The organism is Candidatus Desulfofervidus auxilii (assembly GCA_030262725.1).
Lineage (GTDB): Bacteria > Desulfobacterota > Desulfofervidia > Desulfofervidales > Desulfofervidaceae > JAJSZS01.
Map to the genome: position 1 here is coordinate 48,305 of JAJSZS010000006.1, position 13,459 is coordinate 61,763.

A 13,459-nucleotide genomic window follows, 5' to 3' on the forward strand; every position below is an offset into this window, starting at 1 on the left:
TTTATTCTCTTATATGAATTTTTACTGTTATATCCATAGTTTTTAAATTCTGTTGTAAAGCTTTTGCAACCCAATCAATAGGGGCTGGTGTAAAATTTACTAAAATAAGAGGAGTTAAAGGACATAGGCTTATTCCCCGTCCTTCAGCTTCCAAAATTACAGTGTTTTCTTGAATTATTGCTCTATATTTCCACCAGGTTAATGGGAATCCAATTATTTTATTAGCAGTATGTGGTGGCCAATACATCCAAATACTTTCTAAAGAATAAGGAGGGTCTTGAAACTCTACTGGAATTGTTAGTTCTTGAAAAGTATCAAGTACTGTTTGATAAACTTCATAAACATTTGGTTTTCTTTCTCCAGAAGGTACCATGATTGTTTTAGTTGTAGTGCATCCTATTAATATAAGAAAAAAAATAACCAATCCTTTTTTCCCCATTTTACCCCCCATATCTCTTATTTTTGAAAGTTTAGTTTTAAACTCAATTATTTGTCAAGTATAAGATATCTCCATACGTTTCTATATAAAAAACTATTTTCTATATTTTCTTCTATTTCTAAAAACATCTCAAAAGGAATAGCAAAAGTAAAAATATTATCTCCAAGTTGTTTTCTAATATTTTTCCTTGCTGAAAGATCCGTTAGTCCCACTACTGCTTTTTGAGGTTTTGAATAACATTCCTTATAAGCACATATTCCGATTGTTTGACATCCTGCAGCCCAAGGAATAGTTACATTATTAAAACTATCTCTTCCATAATTTGCAAGTACAACAAGAGCTGAAAGTTGATGAGGATTAACAGGAAAAACAATCAAAATAGGCTTTTCTTCATCAAGATTAACCTCTTTTAAGGGTTTAAAAATTACATATTCTGTTGGAACTTCTATAATAGGCAAATTTTCTACAAACTTTTTTACTAACTCAGGGTCTTTTAAATATCTCTCTCCTTCTAAAAATTCATCAAGAAATTCTTTTGTGACATAAGGCTTAATTTTTTCTGCCACCTCCTTACCTTTTTCCCAGTTTTTATTTCCTGAGGATAAAAAATAATAAAAACATTCAATCCCTCCTGGAAAATCAAAATATTTGTTTCCAAAACCTAATCCAACACCTCCTCCCCAACATCCGTAAGTTTTTCTATCAAATACAGCAGTTTTTCCCTTAGCCACATTAGCAAAAAGCCACATTACACAACCCCATTTACCTTCCTTAAATTGTAAGGCATTTTGTGGTTTTTTATTTGACCATATCACCGCTACTGGATTAAACATCATATTTAAAGCTTTTGCTATTTTGCTTTCCATCTCTTACTTTTAAAAATAAAATTATTTAATGATTGTAATGAATTTATGATAATAAGACAAGTGATTAAATTTGACATAATATAAATTATCCGAACTAACAATTCTGCTTGACTAAAAGGATTTATTGAAGTAATTTATGAGAGAGTTGAAAAAGGAGGATTTTATGGATATTATTCTGGAGGAAGAAAAAGTAGATAAACTTACATTGCTTTTAAATAAATTAATAAATGAAGGTGGTGCAAGTTATGTTCTTCTAACTGATATGGCTGGTAATTTGATTTGTAAATCAGGGGAAGGTTCTATAGATGCTACTTCATTAGCAGTACTTTCTGCTGCGAATTTTGCAGCAACAAAGGAAATTGCCCGTTTAATAGGAGAAGATGAGTTTTCTCTTTTATTTCATCGTGGTCAAAAGGAAAATATTCATTTTACAAGAATTGATCCAGAAATCTTAATGATTGTGCTTTTTAAACCATATGTTTCTTTAGGGCTTCTTCGGATAAAAATAGAAGGTATAAAAAAAGAAATCCAAAAAATTCTTGGAGAGTAATTATGGCTGTTATTAATTTTAAAGAAAAGCTAATTCAAGTAAAAATTGTTTATTATGGCCCAGGAAGAAGTGGGAAGACAACAAATTTGATTTATATTTATGATAAACTTCAACAAAAATTAAGTGGAAGACCAGCTAGTAGATTAATTACAATAGATACTAGAGGTGATAGAACTCTTTTTTTTGATTTTTTCCCAGTAGATTTAGGTAAAATTTATGGTATGGATTTAAAAATTCAACTTTATACTACACCAGGACAAGTAGTTTATAATACCACTCGTAAATTGGTATTAAAGGGAGTTGATGGTGTTGTTTTTGTAGCTGATTCTTTACCTGCACGTCGTCAAGCAAATATTGAAAGCCTTCAAAATCTTAAAGAAAATTTAGCTCATTATAACTTAAAAATTGAAGACATACCATTAGTTTTTCAATGGAATAAAAGAGATTTGGAAGATGAAGGATTAGTTTTATTGGACATTGAGACATTAGAGGACGATTTAAATAAAGAATTGAAGGCGCCTTCTTTTCCAGCAAGCGCTATAAGGGGGTATAACGTGTTTCAAACTCTTAAACAAATAGCAAAGTTAACTATTAGTTCTGTTATTAGAAAATTTATGTTATCAGAGCAAATAGTAAAAGTTGCAGGAGGTTAAAATTAAGATGGAAGAAAAAGAATTTTCTTTAGAAAAATGGGAACAAGAAATAAATAAAGAGCTTTCTTTTCTTGAAGAAATTTTAGATGAAAAAGAAACTTCTGAAAAGCCATCTCCAACATGGCAAGTTTTGGAAAAGAAATTAAATAATTTTTTAAAGGTAAAAGATAAAAGTTTAGGAGAAGAAATTCTTTCTCAATGTGAAAGTCTTATTTCAAAAACAGATAAATCAACACAGCTTTATCTTCGTCTTATTCAAAACCTTGTTAAAGGGCTTTTAAAATTTGAAAATATTTCTCAATTATTAAATAAAATGGTTGCAAATTTACCACTAATTTTTTCTAATGCTAATCCTACTAAAAAAGAAGATTTAGTTCAAAGTTTTTATTATCAATATCAGACATTAAAAGGAAAGCCTAGTTCTTCTTTAAGAGAAACAAATTTGAAAAAAGAAGAAATAGAAAATTTATTAAAACAAGTTATTGAAAGTGTTGAAGCCAAATTACACGAAATTAACATTAAAGTGGAAGAAAATCAAAGAACTTTGCATCGTTTATTAGTAGGTCCCTCTCCAGAAAAAATTGAGCAAGAAAAGATAGAAGGTATTAAAGAAACACCTGAAAATGAAGAAAAATTTTATATATTGGAAATAGGAGAAAAGAAATTTGCCCTTCCAGCGGAGACAGTGGTAAATGTTTATAAAATCTCTCCTAAAAAGGCAAAAAAATTAACTCAAAAATCTTTAATTAAATTTGGCCAATTAGGGAGTTTTTTTAACCCTATTACTAAAGGGTTAAAAGGAGAATTAAAGAAAGTTAAAAAGAGCCAGTTAAAAAATATGTTCTTGAATGTATTTCAACCTGCTGAAGGTTTGCAAAATAACAATTACAATGGTGCAGTAGTAGTTAAAGTTTCTGATATAGATAGTTATGGTGTAATATTTGTTGATCGTATTCCTTCTTTAGATAAACCTATTTCAGGAAAACTTCTTGAAGATAAAGTAGAGACTCCAGAAGGTACTTATCCATTTTTAAATTTAAAAGCTTTATGGACAGAAAAGCAAATAGAATTAGGTTTAACATAATAAATAACTATGCTTAAAGGAAATATACAAGATGTTTCTGTAGCAAGTGTAGTCCAGCTTTGTTGTCAGGAGAAAAAAAGTGGTTGTTTATCTTTCTATAAAGATGCCATTAAAATTGGTGATATATATTTCCAGGATGGAGAAATTATTGCTGCCCAAATGGATAATTTAAGTGGAGAAAAGGCTTTTTATAAACTTATTAGATTAAAAAGTGGTGAATTTATCTTTCAAAATAATGTTCCCCTTCCACAACGACAAATTAACAATTCTTTTGAATATCTTCTTTTAGAAGCAGCTCGTTATGAAGATGAAATGAAAGGTTACTTAGATAGTATAGTAAAAAAACTTACAAAAATTGTTGGTAAAGTAAAAGAAATAGAAGAGGCATCTCCATTTATTAAAGAAATTTTTTTATTTTTATCTCAATGTGGTTATCTTTTAGAAGCAGGACCTATAGAATGGATCTGGTTAAAAGAAGAAGAAAATATTTCTTTATTTTTAGAAATAAAAGGAGAGATTTTTAAATTTGCCCTACCCTCTCAAACTATTTTAGAAGAGGTTTTCTCACAAATTTCAATAAAGGGGAAATAAATGTTTCTGCCTCGATTTAAAGTGCGTCTTAGCAATCTTCATACATACTATTTAGAAATGCCTAAATTAATTGAATTTTTAAAAAATGATTTATTTACTGGTTATATACAAATTCAAGCAGAAGGAAAGAATCTAATGATTTTTTTAGATACAGGACAGATAATTAATTGTTTAGAAGTTTCAAACAATGATTATCGTAACATTACTTTAGAAGAATTATTAACTAATATAAAAAAAGAAGAATTTGTTCATGTTTTTTATTTACCTGAAAATACTGTATTATTTTGGGCTAATTTATTTACAGGAAAAATCCTCTACCCTGATCTCAGTACTGAATTTACTGATGCAAATCGATTGATTCAAAAACTTAAACGTGAAAATTTAACAGGTTGGATGGAAATTAATCTACCTATGGAAGAAAAAGGAATCATTTATTTTCAAAATGGTGAAATCATAGGTACTTGTTCTTCTTGGAGAAAATGGAATTTTCAAGAAGGTGAAGAATTTCTTCCTGAAATTACAGAAAGAATATCTCAGGCAACATTTGATGTTTATAAATTGACATTAGAAGAAACATTAGAAAATAATCTTACAGTAGAAAATATTCTTTCTTTTTTTCAAGAACTTATATCTGCTTTGGAAGATATTATTGGAGAGAAAGAATTCTTTTTGTTATGGCGCCATAAAGCTATTGAAAAAGCAGAAAAATATCCATTTCTTGATCCATTTGCTAATGAATTTGAATATAAATCAAAAAAGATAATCTATGAAGGTACTGCATCAGAAAAGGAGTTGATAGATGGATTGAAAGAAATATGTGGGGAAATTATTAAAGAAAGAAAATTACAAAAAGAAATTAGCTCCAAAATAAAAGAATTAAAGGAAAAATATAAACTTTTTATTGAAAAAGCTGAATTATTAGAGCTTTTTAAAGTTTAAAATGGAAAAAATAATTGAAAAAATACTTAATTTAGATGGAGTTAAAGGTGTCTGGTTTATTGAAGGTGAGAAAATAATAGAAAGATTAATACTTCCTTTGGACCCTGAAACTTCAAGACGTTTAAAAAGGATTTTCTCTCGATTGTTCTTATTTTTTCAAGAAAGAAATATAAAAAAAGAAATTGGTGTAGTGTTTAAACATGATTATTTGTTTTTTAAACCAACAAATATGGGTTGGTTCACAATATGGATTAAAAGAGAGACAGAAACTTCTTTAGCATTGCTTAGAATGGAAATTGAAGTTATTTTAAGTGAAATTAATAAACAAAAATGGAGTTTATTAAAGAAATTTAAATTTTGGTAAAAAGAAATGGCTGAGATATTAAAAGGAAATATTAGACAAATTAATATACTTGATTTATTAGGATTACTTGTAAAAGCAAAACATACTGGTAGATTGTCTGTTACTACTCCTGAAGGAGAAGGTCTTGTCTTTCTTAATGGAGGAGAAATTTATGCTGCTACTCTTGGAGGGAAAAAAGGATATGAAGCCCTTTTTGACCTTGCTAGACAGACAGAAGGAAACTTTAGCTTTCAAGACAAATTAGTTACTTCTGAAAGACATTTTCATGAAGATACAAATGCCCTTTTAGAAAAGATTGCTGAAGATTTGAAAACATTTACTTCAATAACTTCTGCTTGGAATAAAGTTGTTACCCTCATTCCTAAAGAACAAGAGGTAACTTTATCTCCTAAAGATTGGATAGTAGTAGCTTTAAGTCAAAAAAACTTAACAATTTCTGAAATAGCTCAAGAAGGGGAAGTGGATCCGGTTGAGGTATTGCGTACAGCTAAAAAATTGGAAGAGATGGGTTTGGCAAAACTTCAAGAAAAAGAAAAAGTTACAGAGAAAAAAACACAAAAGGTAATTCCTCCAATTTTTTGGAAAACTTTAAAAGCAGAATTAGCTGCTCTTATAGGACCTATTGCTGAAGCAGTTATTGAAGATGAGATAGATAGTTTGGGTGAAACAAGGGAGTCATTTCCTTATAATAAAATATCAGCACTTATAGACCGGATTTCTCAAGAAATTGACGGTGAGGAAAGGAGGATTACCTTTAAGAAAAAAATGTTAGAGATACTAAAACGAGCATAGGAGGGGACTATGAGTCTTAAAGGAAAATTTGTTCTAATATTTTTAATTATTTCGCTTATTCCATTGCTTCTTGGTGCAGGTGCCAGTTATTATCATCTCAAAAAAATCCATCAATTATTTTTATCTCAAACTGTTTCTAGTTTAAGAGATTTAGGAGAAATCTTAGTGGAGCAAAAAGTTGAAGATATTGTGAGGATGTTAGATTTTTATATCCAAACACAGGTTCGTAAGCGGCCAGGAGAAAAAATTAATTGGGATGAGCTTCAATATGATCCTGTTTTTATTCGAATAGCTGTTCAAACAGTTGGGAAAACAGGATATTCATCTGTACAAAAAATAGAAGATGGAAAAATTTCCATTTTTGCTCATCCTAACCCCAAATTTATTGGAATAGATATAAACACTTTTAAAAAAAGTAATCCAGATTTTTGGCGAATTATTAAAGGCCCAAAGCCTGGTGAACGGTTTAGTAAGGGTTATTATCCTTGGAAAGAACCTAATGGCCGAGTTGAAAATAAATTTACTGTAGTAATGCCTGTTCCTGATACACCTTTAACTGTAGCTGCTACAATATATACTAAAGAGGTCGAAGCACCTTTAAAAAGTTTTGAAAAAAATCTTTTATCATTTCAAAAACAATTTTTATGGCAATTTCTTTTGGGTGGTGCTATTATTGTGATATTAGTTATTGTAATAGCTATTTTATTTGCCTTACACTTAGTTAAACCAATTTTACATCTTACAGATGTAGCAGAAAGAATTAGTTTAGGTGAGTTGAATGTACCTATTGAAATCACTTCTACGGACGAAATAGGTGATTTAGCCGATGCTTTAAGAAGAATGCAAGCAAGCTTAAGAAAGGCAATTCAACGCTTACAAAGAAGACAAAAAATCTAATTTAGGAGAATAAAGTGAAGATAAAATGCTGGCTATTATTGATATTAGCAATAATTTTCAGTATTACTTTTAAAACTCATTCACAGCTAGTTTCAGCCCCTCCAGAATTATTGAGGATTAGAGATTCTGGTTTCGCAAAATTTGGTCCATATAAGTATCCACCAGTAAGTTTTTCGCATGAGCTTCATGCTGGTTTATATAGGGTAAAATGTTCTACTTGTCATCATCTATATGAAAATGGAAAAAATGTATGGACACCTGAGCATGGAGTTCAAGAATGTTCTGATTGTCACGGGAAATCTAAAACAGAACTTACTGTTGCTTATCACATGAAATGTTGGGGATGTCATGAGAGATTGGAAGGAGTATATTTAGAATCGGATGCACCTATTAATCAATGTTTTAGATGTCATCTTAAAAATATTGAAGTAGAAAAAATAAGAATTCATCAAAAGTTGAAAAAAACTAATAAAAAATTGATGGATGCTATAAAACAACTTGAACTAAAAGGATTTTATAAATAAAAAGATGGGCATTTATAATATTTTAGCCGATTTTATAATAAAAAATAAAATGAAGAGGTAGGTTATGATGGAGCAAATTGATTTAAAAAAATTAGAAGAGGCTGCTTTTTCAGCTATAGATGAGCTTTTTTCTGAAGAACCGGAATTGAAAGACGAGCGCATTTTGCGGCTTGAAGAGGCAATTCTTAGTCTAGATTGGGAGTTTACTCACAAAGATTTAAATAATCTAAGGCTTGCTATTCAAGAATTGATTGAAACTTATGATGATAAATTAAACAAAGCCATATTGTCGATGATGGAAAGCATTACTAAATTTTTAATTATATCTAAAGAATTAGCGCCACCTGAGACTCTAACTGTTTTAGGAAAGATAGCTAAAATTTTTAGGGAATTAAATACTTTAAGTTTTCCTGAAAGGGAAAAGAAAGCTAAAGTTAAAGAAGCTTATGCCCTTTTTAATCGCTGGCGAGAAGAAATAACTCAGATAAAGAAGACAAAAGAAGAAAAAGAGAAAAAATATGAAGAACCTCCTAGAGAGATACCTGTGCCAGCTATTACAGAAAGGGCAGTAGTTGAAGTTAAACCAGAGGTACCCTTAGATCTCTCTGAAAAAATGGTTATAGATGAAAAGACTTTTTCTCATTTAAAGGAATTAGTCCAATCTTTAAAAGAAGATTTACAAGCAGAAGGTAAACAAGTTGCTTTTTACTTTCAAAAATTAGAGACAAAAATTTCAGATGTTTTAAAAGAAATTGAACAAATTTATTCACGATTAGTTATTATTGAAGATTTTAAATTGGAATTTGATTTTCTAAAACAAAAACTAATAGAGTTAGAAAATAAATTAAAAGAAGAAAAAATTGAAGTCGTTGAAGCAAAGGAAAAGGCTTCTTTAGAGGAGATAAAAAAAGAAATAGAAGAAATAGAAAAAATATCAGAAGTAAAAGAAGAGGAAGTGAAAGAAGAAGTTATCGCAGAAGAGCCTTTAGAAGAGATGTGGCCATATGTTTTGGTTTTTTCCTTTGGAAATAAATTAATAGCTTTACCAGTAGAAAACATAGCTAATATTTATTCTATTTCTCCTAAAAAAGCACAAAAGCTTAAAGAGAAAGAAAAAATCTATCTTAAAGAGCTTAAATCATTTTGGCGTAAATTAAGAAAAAATATGAAAGGAAACTTAAAGAATTTAAAAGAAAAAGAATTGGAAAAAATGGAAGTGCCTGTGTTGAGCCTTTCCCAAAGTGATGAGGGGTCTTATAATACAGCTGTACTTATAGAATCTGGAGAGAAACATGGTGTTTTATTTCTTGGAAAAATTATATCTAAAAATACATTTTTACCTGAAAAAGGAAAAAAGATTGAAGAAAATGAGATAGAAGCAGAAGTTGAAATTCCAGATAAAGGTATTGCTTATTTGGTAAATCCAAGTTATTTTTTTGAAACTTAATTATGGCGGTTAGAGCAGAAAGAAAAGAATTAGATCAAACCAAATTTAATACACATTTAAAAGAAGCAGAGATATATTATGATCAAGGACTTTATAGAGAAGCAAAGGAAATTTATTTAAAGTTACTTTCTCAATTAGAAAATATGTCCCCTACTCCGCAAATAGACGCTCAAAAACATATGCTTAAAGCAAAAATTGAAGAAATAGAAAGTATGCAACAAAAAACAGAAGAAAATGTGCTTACTTTTCCAACTACTCATGAAAAAGAAAGTTCTTCTGAAATATATGAAAAAGCTCAAGTTTTTAAAGAATTAGGACTTTATAAACAAGCTATTGAAGAGTTTAAAAAGGCTTTATATAAGGGCTATAAAATAGAAGAGTGTATTCATAATGTTATTAACTGTTATGAAGCTCAAGGTAATAAACTTAATGCTATTTCTTTTTTAGAACAGATTTTAAATCATCCTTCTTTTTCTAGATATAGAGAACAAATTAAATATAAGTTAGGTGAATTATATGAAGCTGTAGGAGCTTATGGTAAAGCATTAAATTACTTCAAGAGTATTAAAAATAAAGAGAAATTTCCTGATGTAGAACAGAAAATTAAAAGTTTATCTTTTCGTGCAAGAGGTGGAACACGTTTTGATTATCTTCTTCGAGAGGGCATTATTACTAAAGAAGAATTGGAAGATGCTGTTACTGAATCAAAAAAAGAGAATAAAAGTGTTGAATTTATTCTTATGCAGAAATATGGAGTGCCTAAAGAAGAAATTGGAAAATCTTTATCACTTTTTTTCGGTTGTGAATTTGTTTCTTTTGACCCCAGTATACCTATACCTTTGGATTTAATTAGAGGATTAAAATATCAATATCTTAAACATAATGGCTGGGTACCTTTACGAAGAGAGGAAAATAAAATTATTGTTGCTATTGATAACCCTCATGATCTTTCTAAGTTAGATATTATTAAAACTCTTCTGCAAAGTTCAGACATTGAATTAGTAGTAAGTATTAGAGAAGATATAGAAAATTTTATTGACTATTTTTGGGGGCAAGAAAGCACACCTTCTATTGAAGAACTTGTTGAAACTGTTGAGGAAGTAGCTATTGACGAAGAAGCTGAAGAAGTATCAGAAGCAGATAGTAGGGTTATTCAATTTGTAAATCAAATGATTCTTGATGCATGGCGAAAAAAAGCATCAGATATTCATATAGAACCTTCTCCTTCAGATAAAATTACACGTATTCGGTTTCGTATTGATGGTATTTGTCAACCTTATATTCAAGTGCCTAATGCATTTACAAGGGCTGTTGTTTCAAGAATAAAGATTATGGCTAATCTTGATATTGCAGAAAAAAGATTACCTCAAGATGGTAAAATAAAATTCAAACAAAAAGGTAAAGATCTTTTGGAATTGCGTGTTGCTACTGTTCCAACAGTAGGGGGACTTGAAGATGTAGTGTTAAGATTGCTACATACTGGTACTCCTTTAAAACTTAATGAAATTGGAATGTCTGAAAGAAATTTAAAAAAATTTATTGATATTATTTCTCAACCTTATGGTTTAGTTTTAGTAGTAGGACCAACTGGTTCAGGTAAAACAACTACCCTTCATTCAGCCTTAAGTTATATAAATACTCCTGATAAAAAAATATGGACAGCTGAAGATCCAGTAGAAATTACTCAACCAGGTTTAAGGCAAGTAGAAGTTCGCCCTAAAATAGGTCTTACTTTTGCTCGTATTATGAGGTCATTTCTTAGAGCTGATCCTGATGTGATTATGATTGGTGAGATGCGTGATGAAGAAACTGCTACTATTGGTATAGAAGCTTCTCTTACTGGTCACCTTGTTTTTTCCACACTTCATACTAATAGTGCCCCAGAAACAGTAACAAGACTTTTAGAGATGGGTTTAGATCCTTACAATTTTGCTGATTCTTTACTTGGTGTCCTTGCTCAAAGGTTGATACGCACTCTTTGCAAAAACTGTAAAGAGGCATATCATCCTACTAAAGAAGAATTTGATGAATTAGTTGCTGAATATGGAGAAGAATATTTTGGGCGAGTGGGAGTGAAATATTCAGGTAATTTAATCCTTTATCGACCAAAAGGATGTGATGTATGTGGTGGCACTGGTTATAAAGGAAGAATGGGTATTCATGAATTACTTATTAATGATGATGAAATAAAAGCATTAATAAAGAAAAAAGCTCCTACAGAGGAAATTAGAAAGGTGGCAATTCGTCAAGGTATGACTACTTTAAAACAAGATGGTATTGAAAAGGTGCTTAAAGGATATACTGATTTGAAAGAAGTAAGGCGTGTTTGTATTAAGTAATCTTTATTTCATTTATTTCTCCAATACTTTTTGTATGTTCTATTTTTCTCTTTAAAAATTGATTAATTATCCAAATATTTGTAATAAGATGTGAAGAAATGATAGTTTTAAAACAAGATTGTCCTGATGCAAGACAAAGATAAGGTATAATTTGATCTGCTAAATGTTCTTCTAAACAAACATTTGCTCTATAATAAGTAAAAAAATATTTAAATACTTCTTCTGCTACTTCTTCTGCAGGTTTTCCCTTTGCACCCAATGCAGAAAATCCTGCTTTTATTTTTTCATCAATCCATAAAAAAAGAAAACTTCCCTTCCCTTTTCCTGAAGCTTCAATTTCTTCTTTAGATTTAATTTCTAATCCTATTTCTTTTAAACGAAAGATTAATCTTTCAATTTGTCTTTTCCTCACATGTTCTGGTAAATGAGAAGAAGCAGAAATGGCTTTAAGACATGAAAAATTAGGTGGTTCATTCCAAGATTGAGCTTTTAATTCTTTGGCAGGAAAGACTCTTATAACTATTTCTCCACCACCTTCTGGATACCAACCCCACTGATATAATTTAAGTTCTATTTTAATCCCTATTGAATTAAGCATTGGCGCAAAAACATATTTTAAATAATGAAATGGAGGACTCCAAGGAACATGCGTACCTCCTTTGATTTTTATTTCTGAAGCTTCATTTGCCATACTTAATGGTAAAAGGATACTTTGTAAAACCAAGCTAGTAGAACCTGCTGTGCCAATATCAAAATTGTATTTTCCTGGAAAAATCCCTTTTGGAGAAAATCTTAATTTTTTTGCACCTATTTCTGCTCCATCTACATCTGCATGTGTAATTTTTTGCACCGCCTTTACACAAACAAGATGCTGAGGACGTAATCCTGGTTTTGGTCTTTTTGCTCGAATATTAAAAATTTCAATTGGTTTTTGTAAAATTGCAGATAAAGCAAGACTTGTCCGTAATATCTGTCCCCCACCCTCGCCATAAGAACCATCAATTTTAATCATGTTCGCAACTCTACAATATCTTTGTCTTGCAATATATAATCTTTCTCTACCCTTAAACCATTTAATTTTTTGTTCCAAATACGAGCAAATTTTAGATTAGCAGCAATTTCCCGATGGACCTTTTCAGCAAAATCTAAGATTGTGCTTCCTTTTTTAATAATAAAAGGTTCTTCTAAATCTGGTTTTTTTCCTGGTGCTTTTGAATAAATGCGAATAACATCTAGATGTTGAAAGATTCTTTCAGCAAGCATATTGAGATTAATATTCTTTTCAACAGAAATAGGAATTAATGGTAAATCCAATTCCCAAAAAGATTGAAAAATCTCAAAAACTTCATTTGCTCCAGGTGCGTCTATTTTATTAGCAGCCACAACAGTTTTTTTAAAAAAGAAACCTATTGTTTTTTCTAAAATCTTAATCTTAAGTTCTTCAAGACGTTTTAAAATATTTTCCCATTGATATAATGGATCATCAGTTAAGTCTAACATTATTAACAATAAATCCGCTCGCCGAAGAACATCTCCTACCCAAGGCTCTATATATTCAATTGTTAAAGCAGGCATATCTATTAGTTGAATTTTGATATCTTCAAATGGCATCATTCCCGGTATAGGTATACGCGTTGTAAAGGGATAATCTGCTACTTCTGGGGTGGCTTTAGTTACTTTTCTTATAAAGGCAGATTTACCTACATTAGGAAATCCAACTAATGCTACCTGTCCTGCTCCTTCTTTTTCAATTACATAACTTACACCCTTTTTAGTCTTTTTTTTAGCTTCAATAGCACTTTTAATTTGTGCTAGCTTTCGTCTTAGAGCTGCTCGCAATTTATCAGTACCCTTATGTTTTGGCATAATCATGAGCATTTCTTCAAGGAAAGCCATTTTTTCTTGTAGTGTTTTTGCTTCTCGATATTTTTTTTCAGCAGCGTAATATTGAGGTGGAAGATTGGCAGGCATAAT

The 13,459-nt window shown here is 30.2% G+C and carries 15 protein-coding genes; 11 read left to right on the top strand and 4 right to left on the bottom strand.

What is annotated here, in order from left to right; genetic code table 11:
• Nucleotide 1: 1 nt before the first annotated feature.
• Nucleotides 2-439 (bottom strand): hypothetical protein, encoded by a 438-nt coding sequence (locus LWW95_04765; GenBank protein ID MDL1956346.1) that lies wholly within the window; start codon nt 437-439, stop codon nt 2-4.
• Between the two features lie 47 nt (nt 440-486).
• Nucleotides 487-1,305: a DUF169 domain-containing protein gene (locus tag LWW95_04770; GenBank protein MDL1956347.1), complete on the bottom strand. Its 819-nt coding sequence runs from the start codon at nt 1,303-1,305 to the stop codon at nt 487-489.
• A gap of 163 nt (nt 1,306-1,468) precedes the next feature.
• Between LWW95_04770 and LWW95_04775 the strand changes: the two genes are divergently transcribed.
• From LWW95_04775 to tadA, 11 genes are all read left to right on the top strand, one after another.
• Nucleotides 1,469-1,855 carry a roadblock/LC7 domain-containing protein gene (locus LWW95_04775; GenBank protein MDL1956348.1) on the top strand — a complete coding sequence of 129 codons (387 nt, stop codon included), beginning with the start codon at nt 1,469-1,471 and terminating at the stop codon, nt 1,853-1,855.
• 2 nt (nt 1,856-1,857) lie between these two features.
• Entirely contained in the window at nt 1,858-2,508 is a 651-nt protein-coding gene (locus tag LWW95_04780) for a GTPase domain-containing protein (GenBank protein ID MDL1956349.1), read from the top strand.
• A gap of 7 nt (nt 2,509-2,515) precedes the next feature.
• Nucleotides 2,516-3,592 (top strand): hypothetical protein, encoded by a 1,077-nt coding sequence (locus LWW95_04785; protein ID MDL1956350.1) that lies wholly within the window; start codon nt 2,516-2,518, stop codon nt 3,590-3,592.
• Between the two features lie 9 nt (nt 3,593-3,601).
• Entirely contained in the window at nt 3,602-4,183 is a 582-nt protein-coding gene (locus LWW95_04790) for a DUF4388 domain-containing protein (GenBank protein MDL1956351.1), read from the top strand.
• Complete coding sequence (locus LWW95_04795) at nt 4,184-5,122, top strand: hypothetical protein (protein ID MDL1956352.1); 939 nt, start codon at nt 4,184-4,186, stop codon at nt 5,120-5,122.
• Between the two features lies 1 nt (nt 5,123).
• A complete protein-coding gene (locus LWW95_04800) occupies nt 5,124-5,486 on the top strand; it encodes a hypothetical protein (GenBank protein MDL1956353.1) in 363 nt (120 codons plus the stop codon).
• A gap of 6 nt (nt 5,487-5,492) precedes the next feature.
• Nucleotides 5,493-6,278 (top strand): DUF4388 domain-containing protein, encoded by a 786-nt coding sequence (locus LWW95_04805; protein ID MDL1956354.1) that lies wholly within the window; start codon nt 5,493-5,495, stop codon nt 6,276-6,278.
• 9 nt (nt 6,279-6,287) lie between these two features.
• Nucleotides 6,288-7,175 carry a HAMP domain-containing protein gene (locus LWW95_04810; GenBank protein ID MDL1956355.1) on the top strand — a complete coding sequence of 296 codons (888 nt, stop codon included), beginning with the start codon at nt 6,288-6,290 and terminating at the stop codon, nt 7,173-7,175.
• A gap of 14 nt (nt 7,176-7,189) precedes the next feature.
• Nucleotides 7,190-7,699, top strand: coding sequence for a cytochrome c family protein (locus LWW95_04815; protein ID MDL1956356.1), 510 nt, complete (start codon nt 7,190-7,192; stop codon nt 7,697-7,699).
• 64 nt (nt 7,700-7,763) lie between these two features.
• A complete protein-coding gene (locus tag LWW95_04820) occupies nt 7,764-9,146 on the top strand; it encodes a hypothetical protein (protein ID MDL1956357.1) in 1,383 nt (460 codons plus the stop codon).
• Between the two features lie 2 nt (nt 9,147-9,148).
• Nucleotides 9,149-11,485 carry a Flp pilus assembly complex ATPase component TadA gene (gene tadA / locus LWW95_04825; protein MDL1956358.1) on the top strand — a complete coding sequence of 779 codons (2,337 nt, stop codon included), beginning with the start codon at nt 9,149-9,151 and terminating at the stop codon, nt 11,483-11,485.
• Here the strand turns inward: tadA and rtcA are convergent.
• Together rtcA and LWW95_04835 are read right to left on the bottom strand one after the other, a co-directional pair.
• Complete coding sequence (gene rtcA / locus LWW95_04830; protein ID MDL1956359.1) at nt 11,478-12,497, bottom strand: RNA 3'-phosphate cyclase; 1,020 nt, start codon at nt 12,495-12,497, stop codon at nt 11,478-11,480. The genes tadA and rtcA overlap by 8 nt on opposite strands.
• Nucleotides 12,494-13,456, bottom strand: coding sequence for a 50S ribosome-binding GTPase (locus tag LWW95_04835; protein MDL1956360.1), 963 nt, complete (start codon nt 13,454-13,456; stop codon nt 12,494-12,496). The genes rtcA and LWW95_04835 overlap by 4 nt, the downstream gene beginning before the upstream one ends.
• Nucleotides 13,457-13,459: the final 3 nt, after the last annotated feature.

What these genes read in the sequence shown, in the direction of transcription:
- LWW95_04810 (MDL1956355.1), top strand. Translation starts at nt 6,288, where the DNA reads ATGAGTCTTAAAGGAAAATTTGTTCTAATATTTTTAATTATTTCGCTT.
- LWW95_04765 (MDL1956346.1), bottom strand. Translation starts at nt 439, where the DNA reads ATGGGGAAAAAAGGATTGGTTATTTTTTTTCTTATATTAATAGGATGC.
- tadA (MDL1956358.1), top strand. Translation starts at nt 9,149, where the DNA reads ATGGCGGTTAGAGCAGAAAGAAAAGAATTAGATCAAACCAAATTTAAT.
- LWW95_04800 (MDL1956353.1), top strand. Translation starts at nt 5,124, where the DNA reads ATGGAAAAAATAATTGAAAAAATACTTAATTTAGATGGAGTTAAAGGT.
- LWW95_04835 (MDL1956360.1), bottom strand. Translation starts at nt 13,456, where the DNA reads ATGCCTGCCAATCTTCCACCTCAATATTACGCTGCTGAAAAAAAATAT.
- LWW95_04785 (MDL1956350.1), top strand. Translation starts at nt 2,516, where the DNA reads ATGGAAGAAAAAGAATTTTCTTTAGAAAAATGGGAACAAGAAATAAAT.
- LWW95_04820 (MDL1956357.1), top strand. Translation starts at nt 7,764, where the DNA reads ATGATGGAGCAAATTGATTTAAAAAAATTAGAAGAGGCTGCTTTTTCA.
- LWW95_04795 (MDL1956352.1), top strand. Translation starts at nt 4,184, where the DNA reads ATGTTTCTGCCTCGATTTAAAGTGCGTCTTAGCAATCTTCATACATAC.
- LWW95_04770 (MDL1956347.1), bottom strand. Translation starts at nt 1,305, where the DNA reads ATGGAAAGCAAAATAGCAAAAGCTTTAAATATGATGTTTAATCCAGTA.
- rtcA (MDL1956359.1), bottom strand. Translation starts at nt 12,497, where the DNA reads ATGATTAAAATTGATGGTTCTTATGGCGAGGGTGGGGGACAGATATTA.
- LWW95_04805 (MDL1956354.1), top strand. Translation starts at nt 5,493, where the DNA reads ATGGCTGAGATATTAAAAGGAAATATTAGACAAATTAATATACTTGAT.
- LWW95_04780 (MDL1956349.1), top strand. Translation starts at nt 1,858, where the DNA reads ATGGCTGTTATTAATTTTAAAGAAAAGCTAATTCAAGTAAAAATTGTT.
- LWW95_04790 (MDL1956351.1), top strand. Translation starts at nt 3,602, where the DNA reads ATGCTTAAAGGAAATATACAAGATGTTTCTGTAGCAAGTGTAGTCCAG.
- LWW95_04775 (MDL1956348.1), top strand. Translation starts at nt 1,469, where the DNA reads ATGGATATTATTCTGGAGGAAGAAAAAGTAGATAAACTTACATTGCTT.